Raw genomic sequence first — 20,272 nt, 5'->3', positions numbered from 1 at the left:
AAAAGTCACGCACGTTATGTAAGGGGCGCTATGGAGTTTTTGCCGGAAAAGAGGCCAGAACACGGCCATGAGGGATTGGCGGCGCACTGGCTGCGTGAGGCGGCGGCGGGGCAACCCGCATGGTGGCAGAAGGTTGCCGCCCATGGCACGCCTGTCGTCGACGCGCACGATGAACAGCACGTCAGAATGACCTGGCTATGGCGCGATCCTGCCGGCGACGAGCGGCTCTCGCCGATATGCCGGGTCTATGCCGATATCAACGGCATTACCGACCATCACAGCACGACCCCCAGCAGCCTGAAAAGGCTCCCCGGCACCGACGTTTGGTACGGCGCGGCCGTTGTCGATCGCCGCTGGCGCGGCAGTTACAGCCTGATCCCGATTACAGCGCGGGATCTTCCTCCCGTCTTCAGCGACGACGAAACGTTGCGCGATCGCCAGCAGCGCGCCTGGTGGGTATCGCTGTTCCCGTTGGCGATCGCCGATCCGCTGAATCGCACCTCGCTGGGGCCGGCTTATCGCCCGCGCGCCGTTTCCCTGGCTCAGGGGCCGGACGCGGACGACCAAAGCGCCTGGCAGGCCGCCGATCGGCCATTGGATGAAGCGCGGCTACAGCTTTTTCACTGGCACAGCGAACGGCTGGGCACCCGGCGGCGCGTGTGGCTGTATGCCGCCGGCGAGGCGGCGGACAACGCGAACCGCCCGCTGGTGCTGCTGCTCGACGGCCAGAACTGGATCGAAAGGCACGCATTGCTGCCGGTGATTGAGAACGAGACCGCAAAAGGGCATCTGCCGCCCGCGTGCTGGCTGCTGATCGATGCGATCGATGGCGAACACCGGGAAAACGAGCTGCCTTGCAACGCCGCCTTTTGGCAGGCGGTGATCGACGAACTGCTGCCGCAGGCGCAGCGGCGCGAACCGTTCAGCGAAGAGGGGGCGCGCACCGTGGTCGCCGGCCAGAGCTACGGCGGGCTGGCGGCGTTATACGCCGGCCTGCACTGGCCCGAGCGCTTCGGCCATGTGCTGAGCCAGTCCGGCTCCTTCTGGTGGCCCACGGTGCAATTCGTTACCCAGTTTGAAAAACGCCACGAGTTGGAGGAAGGCTGGTTGATACGCCAGGTTCGGCAGCGCGGCGCGACCGCGCCGACGCTCACCGTGATTCAGCAAGCCGGCGATCGGGAGGCGGACATCGAATTCGTCAATCGCCAGATGCACCAGGCGCTGACGGCGGCCGGACACCGTGCCGACTACCGCGTGTATTCCGGCGGACATGACGCGCTCTGCTGGCGCGGCGGTCTGGTGGACGGCGTGCGCCGGCTGCTTTCCGCAATGAAGTAATCCCACATTTTGACAGACAGGTAAGGCAAATGACTCAGGAACAACAAAACCCGTTCGATGACGAAAGTCTCCGTTTCTCCGTGTTGGTCAACGCGCAACAGCAGTACTCGCTGTGGCCGCAGTTTGCCGATACGCCGCCGGGATGGCGCGTGTTGATGGGGCCGGCGTCGCGCGGTGAATGTATCGACTATATCGAAGCGCACTGGCAGGACATGCGGCCGGCGTCGTTGAAAGCGGCGGATGCGCCGCGTTAATCGCCGCACAGCCACATCGCTACATTCCGTTTGAGGAAAAGGACAGACACCATGTCAGAAACGCTTTCTTTGCCGGATACTCAGGTCGAGTATCGGGATTATCCGCTGGTTGCGGCGCAACCGGGGATCTGGATTGCCGACCAAATCGCGCTGCGGCGCAACAGCTTCGCCGTGGCGCACTACACCGAACTGCACGGCGATATCGATCGTTCGGCGCTGGAGCGCGCGATTCGCCAGGGGCTGGCGGAGGCGGATACGGTTCAGGCGCGCTTCTTTGAGGCGCAGGACGGCCAGCCGGTGCAACGTTTACCGCTGAACGCGGATCCCGCGCGGGTGCTGGCGCCGGAGTGGTTTGACTTCAGTGCGCGGCCAGACGCCGAGCAGGCGGCGCTGGCGCTGATGCACGACGATCTGGCGCAGGATCTGCCCGCGGACGGCGAGCGCCCGCTCTATCGCCATGCGGTGATCCGCATCAGCGCCGATCGCTGGTTCTGGTACCAGCGCTTTCATCATCTGACCCTGGACGGCTTCAGCTTCGAGGCCATCACCCGCCGGATCGCCGATATCTACCGCGCGCTGCGCCACGGGCTGTCGCCGGCGGCCTCGCCGTTTACCCCGTTCGGCAAGGTGGTGGAAGAGTTTCAGCAATGGCAAACGTCGCCCGCACGCCAGCGGGCGGCCGAATTCTGGCGGCAGCATCTGCGCGATCTGCCGTCGCCGCTGTCATTGGCGACGGAAAACCGCGAGGTCGAACCGGGCGCTCGGCCGCTCAAACAGGCGCTGGTGCTGCCGGAGTCGCTGTTTGACGAAGCGCTGCGCGATGCGGCGCTGCAGTCGTTGCAACCGGCCGATATCGTCACGGCGGCGCTGGCGATATATCTGGCGCGCATGAGCGGCGAAAGCCGGCTCTCCATCGGTTTTCCTTTCATGCGCCGCATGGGCTCGCAGGCGTTGGCGGCGATCGGCCCGGTGGTTAACGTGCTGCCGCTGCTGCTGAACGTGACGCCTGAGATGTCGCTGGCGGACGTCTGCCAGGCCACCGCGGCGCAAATCAAACAGGTGCGGCGCCATCAACGCTATGAGGCGGAGCAGATCAAACGCGATCTCGGCCTGGTCGGCGGCCATCAGGAGCTGTACGGCCCGGTGGTCAACGTCAAGGTTTACCACAGCGCCTTGTCCTTCGACGGTCAAGCGGCCGTTACCCATACGCTGGCGATGGGGCCGGTCGACGACCTCGAGTTTGAGATCGGTTTTCGAAGCGGCGTGCTGACGCTGTCGTTGGTGGCCAACCCGGCCAAATACGCGCCGCGCACCTTGCAAGGCCATGCGGAGCGCATTGGCCATTGGCTGCAGCAACTGGCGCGGCGGCCGCATCAGCCGAACGGTCAACTGGCGCTGGTCAGCGAAGGGGAGCTGCGCCAACTCGCGGCCTGGGGGCGCGGCGCTGAGCTGACGCCGCCGGCGGGCATGGTGTCGATCATGGACGCTTTCCAGCGTCAGGTTGAGCGACAGCCCGAGGCGTTGGCGGTGACCTGCGGCGATGTGCGCCTCAGCTACCGTCAACTCAGTGAACGGGTGATGCAACTGGGGCGCGTGCTGATCGAAAGCGGCATCGGCGCCGAAGACGTGGTCGCCATCGGCATTCCGCGCTCGGTGGACTCGCTGGTCGCGCTGTTTGGCGTGTTGGCCAGCGGCGCGGCCTATATGCCGCTCGATCTGGATTATCCGCGTGAACGTCTGGCGCTGATGTGCGACGACGCGCGGCCGGTGATGCTGCTGACCCACAGCGACACGCGGGCCAACATGCCGGATCTGCCGCAGATCATGTGCCTCGATGAGGCGCAATGCCGGGCGCGCTGCGCGGCCGCCGAGGCCGCGCCGATATCGGACGAAGAGCGGCGCGCGCCGCTGAACGAGGCGCATCTGGCCTACATGATTTACACCTCCGGTTCGACCGGCAAACCCAAAGGCGTGATGTCCACGCACCGCGGGCTGCTGAACCTGTTCTTGTCGCATCAGGCCTCGCTGTTCGGCCCGGCGATTGAAAAATTCCAGGCTCGCCGCGGGCGGCGTCTGCGCGCCGGGCATACCGCTTCGTTCTCTTTCGACTCCTCCTGGGAGCCGCTGTTCTGCATGATGATGGGCAGCGAACTGGTTATCTTCGATGAAGAGCTGCGCCGCGACCCCTGGGCGCTGCTCGAACAGACCCAACAGACCCCGATCGATCTGCTGGACATCACGCCGTCGTTCCTCTCGCAGTTGGTGGATTGCGGCCTGCTGAAGGGACAGTTCCCGCTGCCGGCGTTTGTGATGATCGGCGGCGAGGCGGCGACGCCGACGCTGTGGAACCTGATGCGGCAGCATCCGGAAGTCGAGATCCATAACTATTACGGCCCGTCCGAATACACTGTCGATACCCTCGGCGCGCCGGTCACGGCCGCAGACCAGCCGGTGATCGGGCGCCCCCTGGCCAATACCGAAGTCTGGCTGCTCGACAGTCGCCTGCAGCCGGTGCCGATCGGCGCGGCGGGGGAACTGTACATTTCAGGCAAGGGCATCGCGCGCGGTTACCTGCGCCGCCCGGATCTGACGGCGGCGCGCTTTGTCGCCAATCCGTTCGCCGACGGCGAGGTGATGTACCGCAGCGGCGATCTGATGCGTTGGAGCGCGGACGGCCAGCTGGTGTTCATTGGCCGTACCGATCACCAAATCAAGGTGCGCGGCTTCCGCGTCGAGCTGGGTGAGGTGGAAAGCGCCTTGGCTGCCTTGCCGGACGTGGGGCGGGCGGTGGTGATCGCCGAGCCGATCGGCGCCACCTATCGCCTGATCGGTTACTGCTCGGTGCAGGATGACGCGCGGCGCGCCTCACCCGCGCTGCAGAGCGAGCTGCTGGCGCAGTTGGCGCAGCGTCTGCCGGATTACATGGTGCCGGCGATCCTGGTGGTGATGCCGGAGCTGCCGCTTAACGTTAACGGCAAGATTGACCGTCAGGCGCTGCCCAAACCGCAGGAGACGCTGGCGCAAAGCCTGCGCGAGCCGGCCACCGAGCAGGAAAGGCTGATTTGCCGCGCCATGGCCCAGCTGTTGGGGATGGAGCGCGTCGGCGCCGACGACGATTTCTTCGCGCTCGGCGGCGACAGCATCTCGGCGATGGGGCTGGGCACCGCCCTGCGGCGCAACGGGTATCTGCTGCGGCCGCGTGAGATCTTCGCGCTGCACACCCCCGCGCGCATGGCGCAGGCGATGCAGCCGCTGGCCGTTGGATCTCAGACCGCGCGCAGCGTGCAGCAAGGGCCGATCGACGGGCTGCCGATCCTGCACTGGTTTGCCGAGACGGGCGACATGCATCGTCTCTTCGCGCACGGCGTTTTCCTGCGCGTGCCTGCCGAATTGCAACCGGCACAGCTGCGTTATGCGTTGGAACAGCTGCGTACGGCACACCCGGCGCTGGGCGCGCGGATCCGCGACGGCCAGTTGGTGTTTGAAACCGCCGCCGCCGGTGAATTGATGCAGCGTCATCCCGTATCCGACGATCTGGAAACCGCAGCGGAACAGGCGTTTGATGCCGCGCTGGCGCGCCTCAATCCGGCCGAGGGCAACATGATGCAGGCCATCTTGTTGCAGCGTGACGGGCAGAGCCTCGGGCTGGTGCTGGCGATCCACCACCTGGTGGTTGACGGCGTTTCCTGGCGCATCCTGCTCGACGAACTGCGGCAAGTGGCCGACAGCGCCATGCAGGGGCAGCCGATCGCGCTGCCGCCGGAGGAAACCTCGCTCTATGAGTGGTCCGCGCGTTTACGGGCCGACGCCGAACGCCGGGAAACCGAGCTGCCGTTCTGGCGGCAGATGCTGGCGGACGGCGTGCCGCGCTTGGGGCGACGCGCGCTGGATCCGCAGACCGATTGTCTCGCTTCGGTGAGCGAACGGCGCACGCTGCTCGACAGCCGGCTGACCGCCGCGCTGCTGGGCGCCTTGCCGCAGGGATACCGCGCTCAGGTCGAAGAGATCATGCTGTGCGCGCTGGCGCTGGCCTGCCGGCGTCATTTCCAGGCCGCTTCGCTGCGCTTTTCGCTGGAGTCGCACGGCCGCGCCGAACTGGACGATAGCCTCGATCTGGCGCGCACCGTCGGCTGGCTGACGGCGGAGTACCCGCTGTGCATCGAACTGCATGACGCCGAACACCACGAGGCCGTGCGCGCGGTGAAACGGGTGACGCGCGCGGTGGCCGATCGCGGCATCGGCTATGGTCAACTGCGCTATTTGCATCCGCAGCGTGACGAACTGGCCGCGCTGGCGCAGCGCAATGCGCCGGAGATTTTGTTCAACTACCTCGGGCGCTTCGGCCAGGATGAGGGACACTGGACGCCGCAGCGCAGCCGGACCCGTTTCCGCGACGCCTTCGCCGTGGCGCAGGATGCGCAGCAGGCGCTGTGTTACGGGCTGGAAGTGAACATCTTTGTCGAAGAGCGGCGTGACGGCGCGTGTCTGGCGATCAACTGGAGCTGGCTGGAGGGGATTTTCAGCGCGAGCGACATCGAGGCGTTGCATAGGGGCATCGAGCAGGCCGTGCGTGCGCTGTGCGAGTTTGCTGAACGGCATCCCGAACGCGCAGCGGCAACGTTGACGGCGGCTGAGATCGCCCAACCGAACGTCGACGATGAAACGCTGCGCGCCTGGGAGCGGGAGTATGGGCCGTTGGCCGACGCGCTGCCGCTGTTGCCCTTACAGCACGGCTTGCTGTTCCATGCTCAGACGGCGCAGCAGGGCGGCAGTTATAACTCGCTGACGCGCCTGAGCCTCTGCGGCGAACTGGATGCGCCACGGCTCCAGCAGGCGCTGGATGCGGTGATCCGCCGCCATCCGCAGCTGGCCGCCCGGTTCAACCGCGAGGGCGAACCGCTGCAGCTGATACCGCAGGAAAGCCATTGGCCGCTGGACAGCCACAGGCTGCCGCCGCTGTCCGCCGAACAAGAAATGCAGGCGCTGAATGAGCTGGAGCAGGAAGAACTGCGGCGCGATCTGTTTAACCAGCCGGGCGCGATGCTGCATGCGCTGTGGGTCAAACACGGCGAGAGCGAACGCTACACGCTGTTCCTCAATGCCCACCACCTGATCGTCGATGGCTGGTCGACGCCGGTGGTGCTCAACGATCTGATGCTCGCATTGCGTGAAGGGGATAACGGCGTTGCCGCCGCTGCGTTCGAACTATGCCGATATCGTGCGCCGCCTGGCCGCGCAGGATGCCGACGCCTCGCGCCGCATCTGGCGCGAGACGCTGCAGGACGTACGGCCAACGCTGCTGTTTGGCGAGACGCAGGACGACCGCGTGTTTGAGCTGGAAATGACGCTGCCGCCGGCGGAAGAACAGCGTTTGCTGACCCTGTGCCGCGAACGCGGGCTGACGCTCAATACTGTGATGCAGGGCATCTGGGCGCTGCAGCTGGCCGGCTGTTGCGGCCATCAGGACGTGGTGTTCGGCTCGCCGGTTTCCGGGCGGTTTGGCCAGATCGACGGCGTGGAAGAGCACGTTGGCCTGTTCAGCAACACGCTGCCGGTACGCGTACGGCTGGAAAACGGCCGGCCGTTGACGGAACAGCTGACCGCTCTGCAACACCGGCAGATTGAACTGCTGGAGCACGACGATTTGGGATTGGGTGAGATCCAGCACCTGGCCGGCGCGGGCACGCTGTTCGATACGCTGTTGGTGGTGGAGAACTACCCGGACAGCGACGCCTTGCTCGGCGGCACAGGTTCCCTGCGCTGCGACGCCATCCGCAACAAAGGCTATACCCACTATCCGCTGACGTTGCTGGTGCTGCCGGGCGAGCGTCTGCGTCTGCTGATGGAGTACCGCGACTCGGTGCCGCAGCCTGAACGCTTCGCCGCGCGGCTGATGGCGCTGCTGCAACAATGGATTGCGCAACCGGATCTGCCGTTGCCGCGCTGGCAATTGCAAACCCCGCAGGAACAGGCGTTGATCGCGGCGGTCAACCGCACCGCCCAGGCGGTAGCGGACACCACCTTGCATCAGGCGATCGCCGATCAAGCGCGGCGCACGCCCGAACGCATCGCGTTGCAGGATGCCGGGCACACCCTCAGCTACCGTGACATGCAGCGCCAGGCCGCGCTGTTGGCCGAACGGCTGACGGCGGCGGGCATTCAGCCGGGCGATATCGTCGCGGTGGCGTTGCCGCGTTCTGTGCGCCTCAGCCTGGCGCTGACGGCGATTGTGCAAACCGGCGCCGCCTGGCTGCCGCTGGATACCGGTTACCCGGATGAGCGTCTGGCCTACATGGTGGCAGACGCCAAGCCACGGCTGATTATCACCGAGAGCGCCTTGGATGCCCGTTTTGCCGCGCTGGCGCCGACGTTGCGGTTCGATGCGCTGGACGACAGCGGGCGCGAACCGATGCAGCGCGCACCGGCGGGGAACGGCGATTATCCCGCCTACGTCCTGTATACCTCAGGCTCTACCGGGCGGCCGAAAGGGGTGGTGGTGAACCACCGGGCGATCGTCAACCGTCTGTTCTGGATGCAGCATGAGTATTCGCTCGATGCGCAGGACGTGGTATTGCAGAAAACGCCGTGCAGCTTCGACGTTTCCGTCTGGGAGTTCTTCTGGCCGCTGATGGTCGGCGCGCGCCTGGTGATGGCGCCGCCGGAGGCGCACCGCGATCCGCAGGCGCTGACGACATTGATCGACGACTATGGCGTAACCACGCTGCATTTCGTTCCGTCCATGTTGGCTATCTGGGTTGAGGCGCTGAACGAACGTGCGCCGCAGCGCGCCGCCGCCAGCCTGAAACGCGTGTTCTGCAGCGGTGAGGCGTTGTCGTGTGAACTGGCATCCCGCTACCAGGCGTTGGTCGCCGCGCCGCTGCATAACCTGTATGGCCCGACGGAGGCGGCGGTCGATGTCACCTATCAACCGGCGTCCGGCGAGGCATTGGCGGCGGTGAGCGGCGCCGGCGTGCCGATCGGCAAACCGGTCTGGAACACCCAACTGAGCATTCTCGACGCCATGCTGCGGCCGGTGCCCGTCGGCTGCGCCGGCGATCTCTACCTGCGCGGCATTCAGCTGGCCGACGGCTATCTGCATCGGCCGGGATTGACGGCGCAGCGGTTTGTCGCCGATCCCGCCGGCAACGGGGCGCGCATGTATCGCACCGGCGATATCGCCCGTTGGCTGGAAGACGGCAGCGTCGAGTATTTGGGGCGCAGCGACGATCAGCTGAAGATCCGCGGCCAGCGCATCGAACTGGGCGAAATCGAACAGGCGCTGCTGGCGCAGCCGGGAGTAGCGCAGGCGGCGGTGCACGCCATCGAACTGGGTGAGGGCCCGACGGGGCTGGGCGGCGCCGATATGCGGCAGTTGGTTGCCTGGCTGATCGCCCAGCCGGGCGTGACGCTGGATACCGCCGTCCTGCATCAGGCGCTGGAGGCGCGTTTGCCGGCGCACATGATGCCGGTCAGCTATGTCATGACCGACAGCTTCCCGCTCAGCGCCAGCGGCAAGCTGGATCGCAAGGCGTTGCCTCGGCCGCAGCTGAGCCCGCAGAGCGGCCGCGTGCCGCACAGCGACAGCGAGCGCCTGCTGGCGGCGCTGTTCAGCGAACTGCTGGGGCGCGAGACGGTGTATGCCGACGACGACTTCTTCGCGTTGGGCGGCCACTCGCTGCTGGCGATGCGCCTGGCGGCGGAGTTGCGTCGGCGCGTCACCCGGCCGCTGAGCGTCGGGCAGATCATGTTCGCCCGCAGTCTGGAGAAAATGGCGCACCTGCTCGATGATGCGCAGGCCGCCGGCTCGGCCGAGAGCCGCGGCGTCGGCGAGTGCCTGCAGCTGCGGGCGGGCCAAGGCCCGGCGCTGTTCTGCCTGCATCCGGCTTCCGGTTTCGCCTGGCAGTACTCGGGGCTGAGCCGGTATCTGCCGGGGAGTTACCCGATCATCGGTCTGCAGTCGCCAAGACCGGACGGCGTCATCGCCACCTGTGAGGACATTGAGCAGATGGTCGATCGTCATCTCGCCACTCTGCGCCGCCTGCAGCCGCAGGGGCCTTACTACCTGCTGGGCTATTCGCTCGGCGGCACGCTGGCGCATTCGATGGCCGCGCGTCTGCAGCAGCAGGGTGAAGAGGTGGCGTTCCTCGGCATGCTGGATACCTATCCGCCGGAAGGCCAGGACTGGACCGGCCCCACCGAGGAAGAGGCGCAGAAGGAGGTGGCGCAGGAACAGGCCGAGTTTATGGCGGAAGATCATGGCGATCCGACGCTGATGGCGGAGAAGGCGGCGATGTTCGACAGCATCGTCGCCAACTATCGTGACGCGGTGCGCCTTCTTTCTCAGGCGCGCAGTCAGCGTTTCCACGGCACGGCGACGCTGTTTGTCGCCGATCGGACGCTGCCGCCATTGATGGACATCAACGCCGTGTGGGCGCCGTATCTGGATCGGCTGATCTGTCATCACCAAGGTTGCGAGCACGCGGACATTCTGTCGCCGGCCTCGCTGGAGACGCTAGGGCCGCTATTGCATTCGCTGCTGACGCGGCAATACGGGTTGGTATAACGCAACCGGGCCGGGGCGTGCGCCACGGCCCGTACTAAAACATGATATGCAGGACACTATGGCCAGACCTTCTTTTTTTCTTGATTTCAGTTTGCTGAGAAGCAATGCGCATTTTCGTGCGATTTTCTGCGCCCGCATGCTGTCGGTGTTTTCACTCGGCATGCTGGCGGTGGGGGTGCCGATTCAGATCCAGGCGATGACCGGCTCCACGTTGCAGGTGGGCGTGGCGGTGGCGCTGGACGGCGTAGGCATGTTTATCGGCCTGATGTTGGGCGGGGTGCTCGCCGATCGCTACGATCGCCGCAAGCTGATCCTGTTCGCGCGCGGCACCTGCGGGCTGGGCTTTGTCGCCCTGAGTCTAAACGCCTTCGCGCCGGCCCCGTCGCTGTGGGCGCTCTACCTGCTGGCGGCCTGGGACGGGTTCTTCGGCGCGCTCGGCATGACGGCGCTGATGGCGGTGATCCCGCTGCTGGTCGGGCGCGAAAACCTGGCGGCGGCGGGGGCCTTGAGCATGGTGACGGTGCGCATCGGCGCGATCCTGGCGCCGGCGCTGGGGGGGATCATCATCGTGTTCGGCGGCGTCGGTCTCGCCTTCGCCGTCGCGGCGGCAGGGACGCTGGGCACCCTGGTCCCGCTGGTGCGCTTGCCGACGTTGCTGCCGCAGCAGCAGGAGCCGGAACACCCGCTGCGCGCGCTCGCCAGCGGCTTCCAGTTTGTCTGGCGCAATAAGGTGGTCGGCTCGGTGGTGTTGCTGGGGATGTTGATGAGCATCGTCGGCGCCGTCAGGGTACTGTTTCCGGCGCTGGCGCAGGACGCTTACCACGTCGGCGCGTCCTCTATAGGCCTGATGTACTCCGCAGTGCCGCTCGGTGCGATGCTGGGCGCGCTGACCAGCGGCTGGGTGGGGCGTTTCTCTCGCCCTGGCGTGCTGATCCTGATCGCCGCTATCATCGCGTTCACCGCCATCGCGTCACTGGGGCTGTTCAGCCACCTGGCGCCGGCGTTGCTGGCGCTGGTGTGCTACGGCTACGCGAATGCCATCGCCTCGCTCTTGCAGTTCATGCTGATCCAGAGCAACACGCCGGATCATCTGCTGGGGCGGGTGAACAGCCTCGGCACCGCGCAGGACGTGACAGGCGATTCGATCGGCGCGCTGGGGCTCGGTGTACTGGGCAGGGTATTCACCCCATTGATGAGCGTGCTGTCGTTTGGCGCATTCGCCGCAGTGCTCGGCGTGCTGGTGGCCTTCAGCGTGCGCACGCTGCGCCAGTGCCGGCCGGCGGACGCGTTGGTCGAGCACGATGAGCCGGCTCCGGCAACCTCAGCGGCGGCGGACAACTGACCCCTCACGGCGCCGGCTGTTCCGGCCGGTGCCGCTCCCCCCAGTCGCACATCATGTCGATCACCGGGATCAGCGAACGCCCGCGCTCGGACAGGCTGTACTCCACCTTGGGCGGGATCTGCGGATACTCCTTCCTCACCACTAGCCGGTCTTTTTCCAGCTCTTTCAACGTCGAGCTCAGCGTCTTATACGAAATGGTGCCGATGCAACGCTGCAGTTCGTTGAACCGCAATACCGGCTTATACAACGCCAGCCAGTAGAGAATAATCATTTTGTATTTACCGTTGATCACCGACAGGGTGTAGCCATAACCGGTGTCTTCAAGGCTGATGCCCGTAGGGCTGCAGTGGGATTCGGCGGTCATTTACACTTTCTCCAGGGTAAGTATGTGTCGTGAGTGTGCGTATTTTACATTCTGTCAGCATACCCTAAGATGCGTCGAAACACCTGACTGGAGAGATCAGTATGAAAACGTTGGTGGTAGTGACACATCCCGATATGGCGAACTCGGTGGTCAACAAACGTTGGCTGGAGGAACTGCGCCGCTATCCGGCGCTGTATACCGTGCACGAACTGCATCAGGCCTATCCGGACTGGCAGATCGACGTCGCCAAAGAACAGCAGTTGATTGAAGCGCATGACAACATCGTGCTGCAGTTCCCCATTTACTGGTTCAGCAGCCCGCCGCTGCTGAAAAAATGGCTGGACGACGTGCTCACCTACGGCTGGGCCTACGGTTCCCGCAGCGGCTATAAGATGCAGAACAAGAAACTGGCGCTGGCGGTCACGGCGGGCGTACGCGCAGAAGATTACGCGCGTGAAGGGCGTTATCGCTACTCGCTGGAGGAGATCTTCCGGCCGTTTGAAGTGACCGCCGATTATGTGCGGGCCGACTATGCTTCGTTCTTTGCCTTTTACGGCAAGGAAGCCGCTTCGGACGGGACGGCAGAGCAGGTTCAGCAGCACGAGTTGGACAGCAGCGCGCAGGGCTATCGGGCATTTCTCGCCGCCCTGAATTAACGAGACTCCCCGGATGCGCCTGATAGTGCTGTTGCGAATGTCCGGGGAGGAATATGATTGCCGTATCCTTTGACTCGCCGGTGATAACCCCATGCCTTCAGCCGAAACGTTTATTGCTTTTCTTGTTGCACTTACCCTTCTGGAACTGTCTCCTGGACCGGACATGATGCTCACGCTGGCCCGGGGTATCGGCCAAGGCCGCCGTATCGCGCTGCTCAATGTTTTCGGCATGGTTTTTGTCGCCGGTATGGTGCAGGTTTCCATGCTGGTGCTCGGCCTCGCCACGCTGCTGCATGCTTATCCGCTGGCGTTGGACGTATTGCGTTGGGTTGGGGCCGCCTATCTGGTCTGGCTGGGGATAAAAATGCTGAAGGTAAGCCGGCAGCGTTCCGATGCCGTGCGAAAACCCCGGATGATGACCGAGTGGCAGGCGGTGAAAGAAGGAGCGATTAACAGCCTGACCAACCCTAAGTCGCTGCTGTTCATGTTTGCTTTCCTCCCGCAGTTTGTTAACCCTGAAACCGGGCCGGTTTGGCTGCAATTGCTCGTTTTAGGTTCCATTCAGAAGCTGGCCGGGATCCTTTCGCTGGGTTCTGTCGCTATGGCCTCCGGCACCGTGGGACAATGGCTCGCCCGCAATCCCCGGTTGTTGGTGTGGCAGCAGAGATTCACGGGCTTGGTCATGATGGGATTGGGCGCCAAACTCCTCCTCGGGGGCGGCGCTGTGTCAGCGCCGCGATAAGGGGAGCGGCTCGCGCTATTTCAGGTGAATGCTAAAACCGTCTTGCCCTGGCGCGAGATGCGCTTTCAGCGTCAGCTGCGGGATCAGGTAGTCACCGGCGTTCTGCCGCCGAAACGGAATCGGCTCGGTGTGCCACAGATTATCTAGCCGCTGTCCGAGCTGCTCGCACAGGGCAGCGAAGCGCGTCTCGTCGGTCTTTCCGGCGCGATAGGTGACGAACGGCGGCAACACCTCGAACCCCGGGTAATGCAGCATGCCATGCTGGATAGGAAACAGAATATCGTCGATCGGCCCGTTGACACCGCGCGGGGCGTAATGGGATTCCCACCCGCCGGCGCTGACGAGCAGCATCGCCCGTTTGCCCGCCAACATACCCTCGCCGTAACGGTCGCCCCAATGCGTATCGGAATGCTCACCGACGCCATAGGCAAAACCATAGGCATAGACACGATCGAACCAGCCTTTCAGAATCGCCGGCATCGAGAACCACCACAGCGGAAACTGCAGCAGCACCGCGTCCGCCCAGCGCAGCTTTTGCTGTTCCCGTTCGATATCGGCGCTCTGCACGCCGTTGGCGAACGCGCGCTGGGAATCCAGCGAAGGAACGAAACGGGGCCCTGATGCGCCTTCCAGGCTGTCGTCGGCGTCGATCGCCGCTTTCCACTTCATAGCGTACAGATCGGACACCTGTACCTGATGGCCGGACTGCGTCAGACGCTCAACGGCGAAGTTTTTCAGTGAGCCGGTCAGCGACTGTGGCTCCGGGTGGGCGTAAACAATCAGCACATTCATAACAACGCTCCTTGGGGTGAGAGCTGCAGGTTAGGGCGTCACAAGGTATATTAGAAATGAATTACCGTTATCACAGGTATAACCATGAATAATTTAAGGCGGCTGGATCTCAACCTGCTGGTGACGCTCGACGCGCTGCTGGCGGAGCACAACGTCACGCGCGCGGCGCAGCGGCTCAATTTCTCTCAGCCGGCGGTCAGCGTGCATCTCGCCAAACTGCGGGCGATCTTTGACGATCCTCTGCTGTTGCCCGGCCCGCGCGGCATGCGTCCGACTGCCAGAGCGGAGCAACTGCGGGAACCGCTGCGTCAGGCGTTGGCGGCGCTTGAGTTGGCGGTGACGCCGGCCACGCCGTTCGATCCCGCCGTGGCGACCGATACCTGGCGTGCGGCCGCCTTCGACTACGGCGAATCCACCATCGTCCTGCCAGCGCTGAACGGTTTGCGCACGGCGGCGCCCGGCACCCGGCTGGCGGTGCTGGAGACCGCGCCGTCACGCATCGCCAAACTGGCGGAACAGGGGGAGATCGATCTGGCGTTTCACACCCGCGAAGGGGCGCCGCCCGGTCTGCGTCAGCGCACGCTGTTCAGTGAACGCTATGTGCTGGTGGGCAGAATCGGCCATCCCAAGCTGCATGAAAACCTGACGCTGGCGCAATTTTGCCGATTGGAGCAGGTGATGGTCTCACCGGACGGCGGCGGGTTCTACGGCATCACCGATCGGGCGCTGGCGGACGTGGGGCTGACGCGGCGCGTGGTGCTTTCCGTGCCGCATTTTCTCTTCGTTATCTCGGTGCTGACGCAGTCCGATTTGGTGGCGATGCTGCCGGAGCGGCTGGTGCGCAACCAGCCTTTATTGCAACAGCTCGAGCCGCCGCTGGCGGTGCCGGGTTTTTGAAATGACCATGCTGTGGCACGAACGATCGCATCGGGATCCCGCGCACCGGTGGCTGCGCGAACATATCGTGCGGTCAGTGTGAGCGGGTTAAACTGCGCGGGAAATTACATGAACAGGAAGCGGTCGGCCAGCGCAACGCCACGCTCGAGGCGCGGTGGCAGCGCGTCGTCGCGATCGTCAGGCTGAGCAGCCTGCGGCGCGGCGTCTTCGGCTTTTTCAATCATCAGCTCGCCGAGCAGGGCCAGAAAACGAGTGAGCTTTTGCATATTCCCTCCGGATCGTTGATTACGTTGAGGGTGATAGTAATCGCCGCTAAACCGGATGGGAAAAACTTAAAACTCATATCCTAAGAACCGGATCGCATATCGCGTAACCGGGCGACGGTTACCCATCGCCCGGTGAACGGCTTAGAAGGTGACGTTAACCTTGGCCCACAGGGTGCGGCCCGGTTCATTCACCGCGCTGTTGGCCGAATAGCCGAAGGCGCTGTTGCCCGCCAGGTTGAGGTGCTCGCTGTAGGTCTTGTTCAGGATATTATCCAGACCGGCGCTCAGCTTGACGTTTTTATTCACCTTGTAGGCGGCGTTGGCGGAGAGCACGCCGAAGCCGGCGCTTTCGGCAAAGTCTTTGCCTACTACGTTGCCTTCGTTGATCGCCACGCGGTGCTGGCTGCTGACCAGACGCCACAGGCCGGTGCCGCTCCAGTCGCCGTACTCATAGGTCAGCCCCAAGCGTGCCTCCAGCGGCGGGATCTGCGGCAGCGGGCGACCGTCGCTGGTGTTTTTCCCCCAGGAGTAGGCCAGGCTGGCGTCGGTTTTCCAGTGCTCGCTCAGTTGATAACCCATGCCCATTTCGCCGCCCATAATGTTGGCGTTGACGTTATCGGCCTGGCTGAGACGCGCATTGTGCGGATCGTATTTGAACAGGATGAAATCATCGACGCGGCCCACATACGCGGAGACCCAGCCGTTGAAGCGCTTGCCGTTGTACTGCGCGCCGATGTCGAGCTGCGTGGTTTTCTCGCTCTTGACGCTGGAGAACGGATCCTTGCTGCCGTTCGGACCCAGCTTCGGCGAGAACAGCTCCCAGTAATCCGGGAAGCGCTCGGTATAGCCGACGCCGGCATACAGCATCAGCGGCAGCTCGGCCAGCGTATGCTCCAGGCGCATAAAGCCGCTCGGCAGCGTGTCTGAACGTTCCCCGTCGCTGCCGCTGCGGAAGTTCTCCACCAGGGTGCGGTCGAGACGCGCGCCGCCGATCAGCTTATCCTGCTCGCTGGTGGACCATGTCAGCTCGCCGAAGGCGCCGTAGCTGTTGAACTGGGCGTCTTTTTCCCAGCTGCCGCGGCTCATGCTGCGGTGGGTATTGGTCTGCGTGTCCAGGCCGCTTTCAAGCTTCACGTCCTGCCACTGCCAGGTGCCCATCACACGGCCGCCGACGGTGCGGCGATCGAGCTGCATCGTCATGCCGGAAGACATCATGTGCCCGCCGTGGCCCCCCATGCTCATGCCGCCATGCCCACCGTGGCCGCCCATGCCGCCGCTGCCCGGCGAGCGCAGGGTCACGTTGTCCATCACGTGGTTGGCGTAGTTGTAGTAGACCTGCGCTTCCAACTTATCCAGCACCTCGCCGATGTTGGATTTCTCCACCCGCATGCCCAGGCTTTCGCGTTTGAACTGCGAACCGTCCATGCTGCGGCCGGCATAGCGCGCTTCGCCGTTGCCGCGCCCCATCGTCACTTCCAGCAGCGTGTCGGCATCCGGCGTCCAGCCGAGCGCCAGATCGCCGTTCCATTTGTCCCAGCGCGATGGCACGCGCGTATTCGTTCCGTCCTGGTAATCGTTGGCGCGCGACTTGTTGGCCATCACCCGCAGGTAACCTTGCTCGGCGCCGAGGCTGGCGTCGATATTCTCGTCCCAGCGGCCATTGGAGCCGGTCAGCACGCTGGCGTTGCCCTTGATGCCCGGCTTGTCGAAGCGCGGACGTTCACGTTCGAAACGCACCGTGCCCGCCGACGAACCCGGCCCCCACAGCACCGTCTGCGGCCCTTTGGTGATGGTCAGCAGATCGAAGCTTTCCGGCGAGATGTAAGAGGTGGGCGCATCCATTCTCGATGGGCAGGCGCCGAGCATCTCCGAACCGTCAGTGAGAATTTTCAGCCGCGAACCGAACATGCCGCGAAATACCGGATCGCCGTTGGTGCCGCCGTTGCGGATCTGCGAAAAACCGGGGATGGTTTTCAGATAGTCCGAACCGTCGCTGGCGGGCACCGGCTGACGCGGGGTTTTTGGTGACGTCACGATGGTCAGCGGAGAGTAGAGCGGTGCGGTGACGGTGATCACGTCGCCATCATTAACCTGTGCGTCGGTAGGGTGCTGATGCGCCTGCGCCGCGTGGCCGGCCAGCAGGAACAGCGGCATGGCGGTGGTGATTGCGCGGGTGACGGCGTTCTTTTTATAAGCGGGTTTAAACATCATCTTTCCTTAAGCTAACTTTTTTCCATTATTCTCCGGCGATTTATTCAGGCGTGGGGATGCCTGGCGAAAATCACCATCGGAAAATACGGAGGTTAATTCCCTCAACGTGGAAATAACCGGGCTAATAATGTCGTCTCGATGCATAACCATTGGGCGTATTAATTCCGCCATGTTGAAACGATCAACGGCAATACAGAAACGGCAATGGGGTATTGTTAAATCAGAGGAAAGAGACGGGCGGCGCGCGCGGCTGTAATTCGGTATGAACGACGTGGGCAAACAGGGGAACGAGATAATGAGTCGGCGGCGGGCGCGAGGCCAGAGATTGAGACCAGAACAGCGGGGCGTGGCTCACGTCCAGCAGCGGCGCGTGCAGCAACAGCACGCAGTAGCCGCAGGCGCTGTCGTCCATCATCATCGCCATGTTGTGGTGGCCGCCGCCGTGCTGCATCATCGGCGATGCGGCCTTTTCCGGCGCGGCCGGCGGCGAATGCATCTCATGATGCATCGGCATCGCCATGCCGCAGTCCGCCATGACGGTCGTTTCAGCACTTCCGGCGCGCGCATGCTCCAGGGATCGCGAGACCACCGGCGCAATGAACAACATCAGAATGGCGAACATCCCTAACCAGGCGGCGGCCCGGTTACGTGATGCAGGGGGCTGAATTAACGACACAATCAACCTAAAAAAGGGTTAACACAGGGGAGGGAATTGTACTGGTTTATGTCGAAATGTTAAAACCTTTTATTTCTGGTCAACAGTCTGTTGATGAATATATTATCGAATGAGCGCTTTAATTCTGACCAATGGCTATTTTTTTTGCGCCAATAACGTGACGGGGACAATATTAATGACGGAAAAACTGGCGAGCACGATTATTCCGCTTTATTACGATCTGGCTGGCGCTGAGGAGTGAGTGACAATGTCACGGGCGAGTTCACCGGAACCCGCCCGTAACCTTACTTCGCGCTGACGCGCCAGACAGTGTTGCCGACGTCATCCGCAACCAGCAAAGCGCCGGTCTTATCGACAGCCAGCCCCACAGGGGCGCCATAGAGTTCCTTCTCATCATCGGAGACAAAGCCGGTGACCACCGCTTTGAGCTTGCCGACCGGTTTGCCTTGCTCAAACGCTACATAGCTGACCCGATAGCCGTTCAGCGGCGAGCGATCCCAACTGCCGTGCTCGCTGATAAAAGCGCCGCCGCGATAGTCGGCCGGCAGAGCGCTCGCGGTGTAGAACAGCAGCCCCAGCGGCGCGACGTGCGAGCTGAGCGCGTAATCCGGCTTGATGGCTTTCGCCACCAGGTCCGGCCGCGGCGGCTGTACCCGTCGATCGACGTGCTGGCCGAAATAGCTGTAAGGCCAGCCGTAGAAACCGCCGTCTTGCACCGAGGTCAGGTAATCCGGCACCAGATCGGCGCCGATTTCGTCACGCTCGTTGACAATCGCCCACAGCTTGCCGCTTTGCGGCTCCCACTGCAGCCCGGTCGGGTTGCGCAGGCCGCTGGCGAAGATGCGGCTGGCACCGGAGGCGGTGTCCACTTCCAGCACGGCGGCGCGCCGGTACTCTACGGCCAGGCCGTTTTCGGTGATGTTGCTGTTGGAACCGACGCCGACATACAGCTTTTTCCCGTCAGGGCTGGCCAGCAGGGCCTTGGTCCAGTGATGGTTGATGGTGTCCGGCAGGTCGGCCAGTTCTTTGCCCGGATCGCTGATGCGCGTTTCGCCTGGCTGATAGGCGTACTGCATGATATTGCCGGTATTGGCCACGTACAGCGTATTGCCAATCAACTGGACGCCGAACGGGGAATCGAGCCCCTCGAGGAAGACGTGCTTTTCCCAGTTGCCGCCGGCGGTCGGGCGCAGCAGGGTGATGCGATTGCCCCCTTTGCCGCCTTTACCGGATTGGCCTTTCACCAGGCCGGCGATCAGCTGCTTGGGCGTGCTCACCGCTTCCGTGCCCGGCCCGTTGGCCTCCACGACCAACACATCGCCATTGGGCAGCGTGAGCAACTGACGCGGATGAAGCAAATCGTCTGCCACCTTATCGATTTTCAAGCCTTCCGCCACTTTCGGCGTCTGATCTTGTTGCCAGCCAATGCCCTTAGGCACCTGCATCGGCGGGATCAGGAAGTCTTGCGCCGCCGGCAACGTCGGGTCCGGGCCCATTTGTTGCTCTGGCGAAATGACGGCGCTGTTATCGCAGCCGGCCAAGGCCAAAACGGCGGAAAGGGTGAGCGCCAGAGATGAGAGCTTCATGAAAACCTCCTTATTTTGCGCGGGCGCCAAGGGCCAGCAGAATATTCGCCAGGCTGAGCAGCGCGACCACGATCGCAGACAGCACCAGGCCTTGGGGCACCACGGCATACGCATCCCGGCTATGCACGAAAGCGTTGATAATGGCGAGAACGATGGCCAGCAAATTCAGCCAGAAATGGAGTTTGACCGACGATCCCCGCAGCCGAGCGCTGCCGAACCATACCTGTACCAGGTTAATCAGGCGGGGAATGATGGCAAAAATCAGGCCGATGGCAATTAGCCAACTTGCGCCATTGACCCACTGAATATTAGCGGTACAGGCATAAATGATGTCGAAAATCAGCGCCGCGGTGAAAAATCCGTAAGGTATCGGGTTGAGCCATTCATAGACGGCCACTGCGGCCGCTGAGGGCCTTGCTGTCGTTTGCGTGGTCATGCAGGCATCTCCATGAAAAATGATGGGTAAAAAGGCCATTGGCCCCTTAAAGCTTTGTTCAGATCCAGCGATTTGAACAATTTTGATTCTCATTTTTTAGCATGCGATGTTAAAACCGAAACCATCACTTCGGCATTATCAATGGCTTA

The 20,272-nt window shown here is 63.3% G+C and carries 12 protein-coding genes and 2 pseudogenes; 7 read left to right on the top strand and 7 right to left on the bottom strand.

What is annotated here, in order from left to right:
* Positions 1-30: 30 nt before the first annotated feature.
* The 4 genes and pseudogenes from fes (at position 31) to entS (ending at position 11,497) form a co-directional block, all read left to right on the top strand.
* Positions 31-1,338, top strand: coding sequence for an enterochelin esterase (gene fes, locus SERRSCBI_RS11645; RefSeq protein WP_232230784.1), 1,308 nt, complete (start codon positions 31-33; stop codon positions 1,336-1,338).
* A gap of 29 nt (positions 1,339-1,367) precedes the next feature.
* On the top strand, positions 1,368-1,592 hold the full coding sequence (locus tag SERRSCBI_RS11640; protein ID WP_033643114.1) for an MbtH family protein: 225 nt from the start codon (positions 1,368-1,370) through the stop codon (positions 1,590-1,592).
* Positions 1,593-1,643: 51 nt separating this feature from the next.
* A pseudogene (locus SERRSCBI_RS11635) lies at positions 1,644-10,155 on the top strand (amino acid adenylation domain-containing protein).
* Positions 10,156-10,213: 58 nt separating this feature from the next.
* On the top strand, positions 10,214-11,497 hold the full coding sequence (gene entS / locus SERRSCBI_RS11630; RefSeq protein WP_042784524.1) for an enterobactin transporter EntS: 1,284 nt from the start codon (positions 10,214-10,216) through the stop codon (positions 11,495-11,497).
* A gap of 4 nt (positions 11,498-11,501) precedes the next feature.
* Here the strand turns inward: entS and SERRSCBI_RS11625 are convergent, their stop codons facing one another.
* Positions 11,502-11,861: a helix-turn-helix domain-containing protein gene (locus SERRSCBI_RS11625; protein WP_033643111.1), complete on the bottom strand. Its 360-nt coding sequence runs from the start codon at positions 11,859-11,861 to the stop codon at positions 11,502-11,504.
* Between the two features lie 101 nt (positions 11,862-11,962).
* Between SERRSCBI_RS11625 and SERRSCBI_RS11620 the strand changes: the two genes are divergently transcribed.
* Positions 11,963-12,517 (top strand): NAD(P)H-dependent oxidoreductase, encoded by a 555-nt coding sequence (locus SERRSCBI_RS11620; protein WP_033643110.1) that lies wholly within the window; start codon positions 11,963-11,965, stop codon positions 12,515-12,517.
* Between the two features lie 91 nt (positions 12,518-12,608).
* The gene (locus SERRSCBI_RS11615) at positions 12,609-13,259 is read left to right on the top strand and encodes a LysE family translocator (RefSeq protein WP_071883551.1); all 651 of its coding nucleotides are present in this window, start codon (positions 12,609-12,611) and stop codon (positions 13,257-13,259) included.
* Between the two features lie 15 nt (positions 13,260-13,274).
* Here the strand turns inward: SERRSCBI_RS11615 and SERRSCBI_RS11610 are convergent, their stop codons facing one another.
* Positions 13,275-14,051: an NAD(P)H-dependent oxidoreductase gene (locus tag SERRSCBI_RS11610; protein WP_042784520.1), complete on the bottom strand. Its 777-nt coding sequence runs from the start codon at positions 14,049-14,051 to the stop codon at positions 13,275-13,277.
* 84 nt (positions 14,052-14,135) lie between these two features.
* On the opposite strand from SERRSCBI_RS11610, the pseudogene SERRSCBI_RS11605 reads away from it, so the two are divergent.
* Positions 14,136-15,030 (top strand): annotated as a pseudogene (locus SERRSCBI_RS11605) (LysR family transcriptional regulator).
* A 22-nt stretch (positions 15,031-15,052) separates the two neighbouring features.
* Here SERRSCBI_RS11605 and SERRSCBI_RS24920 read toward each other — a convergent pair.
* From SERRSCBI_RS24920 to SERRSCBI_RS11585, 5 genes are all read right to left on the bottom strand, one after another.
* Complete coding sequence (locus SERRSCBI_RS24920) at positions 15,053-15,214, bottom strand: hypothetical protein (RefSeq protein ID WP_182074138.1); 162 nt, start codon at positions 15,212-15,214, stop codon at positions 15,053-15,055.
* A gap of 141 nt (positions 15,215-15,355) precedes the next feature.
* A complete protein-coding gene (locus SERRSCBI_RS11600) occupies positions 15,356-17,422 on the bottom strand; it encodes a TonB-dependent copper receptor (protein WP_042784519.1) in 2,067 nt (688 codons plus the stop codon).
* A gap of 223 nt (positions 17,423-17,645) precedes the next feature.
* A complete protein-coding gene (locus SERRSCBI_RS11595; RefSeq protein WP_071845141.1) occupies positions 17,646-18,047 on the bottom strand; it encodes a DUF2946 domain-containing protein in 402 nt (133 codons plus the stop codon).
* 338 nt (positions 18,048-18,385) lie between these two features.
* Positions 18,386-19,687, bottom strand: coding sequence for a sorbosone dehydrogenase family protein (locus tag SERRSCBI_RS11590; protein WP_042784518.1), 1,302 nt, complete (start codon positions 19,685-19,687; stop codon positions 18,386-18,388).
* 10 nt (positions 19,688-19,697) lie between these two features.
* On the bottom strand, positions 19,698-20,123 hold the full coding sequence (locus SERRSCBI_RS11585) for a DUF2231 domain-containing protein (protein WP_033650381.1): 426 nt from the start codon (positions 20,121-20,123) through the stop codon (positions 19,698-19,700).
* Positions 20,124-20,272 lie beyond the last annotated feature (149 nt).

The sequence above is a fragment of the Serratia sp. SCBI genome (assembly GCF_000747565.1).
Lineage (GTDB): Bacteria > Pseudomonadota > Gammaproteobacteria > Enterobacterales > Enterobacteriaceae > Serratia > Serratia ureilytica.
This window is presented reverse-complemented; position numbering and strand designations above follow the sequence as displayed.

What these genes read in the sequence shown, in the direction of transcription:
- fes (WP_232230784.1), top strand. Translation starts at nt 31, where the DNA reads ATGGAGTTTTTGCCGGAAAAGAGGCCAGAACACGGCCATGAGGGATTG.
- SERRSCBI_RS11640 (WP_033643114.1), top strand. Translation starts at nt 1,368, where the DNA reads ATGACTCAGGAACAACAAAACCCGTTCGATGACGAAAGTCTCCGTTTC.
- entS (WP_042784524.1), top strand. Translation starts at nt 10,214, where the DNA reads ATGGCCAGACCTTCTTTTTTTCTTGATTTCAGTTTGCTGAGAAGCAAT.
- SERRSCBI_RS11625 (WP_033643111.1), bottom strand. Translation starts at nt 11,861, where the DNA reads ATGACCGCCGAATCCCACTGCAGCCCTACGGGCATCAGCCTTGAAGAC.
- SERRSCBI_RS11620 (WP_033643110.1), top strand. Translation starts at nt 11,963, where the DNA reads ATGAAAACGTTGGTGGTAGTGACACATCCCGATATGGCGAACTCGGTG.
- SERRSCBI_RS11615 (WP_071883551.1), top strand. Translation starts at nt 12,609, where the DNA reads ATGCCTTCAGCCGAAACGTTTATTGCTTTTCTTGTTGCACTTACCCTT.
- SERRSCBI_RS11610 (WP_042784520.1), bottom strand. Translation starts at nt 14,051, where the DNA reads ATGAATGTGCTGATTGTTTACGCCCACCCGGAGCCACAGTCGCTGACC.
- SERRSCBI_RS24920 (WP_182074138.1), bottom strand. Translation starts at nt 15,214, where the DNA reads ATGCAAAAGCTCACTCGTTTTCTGGCCCTGCTCGGCGAGCTGATGATT.
- SERRSCBI_RS11600 (WP_042784519.1), bottom strand. Translation starts at nt 17,422, where the DNA reads ATGTTTAAACCCGCTTATAAAAAGAACGCCGTCACCCGCGCAATCACC.
- SERRSCBI_RS11595 (WP_071845141.1), bottom strand. Translation starts at nt 18,047, where the DNA reads ATGTTCGCCATTCTGATGTTGTTCATTGCGCCGGTGGTCTCGCGATCC.
- SERRSCBI_RS11590 (WP_042784518.1), bottom strand. Translation starts at nt 19,687, where the DNA reads ATGAAGCTCTCATCTCTGGCGCTCACCCTTTCCGCCGTTTTGGCCTTG.
- SERRSCBI_RS11585 (WP_033650381.1), bottom strand. Translation starts at nt 20,123, where the DNA reads ATGACCACGCAAACGACAGCAAGGCCCTCAGCGGCCGCAGTGGCCGTC.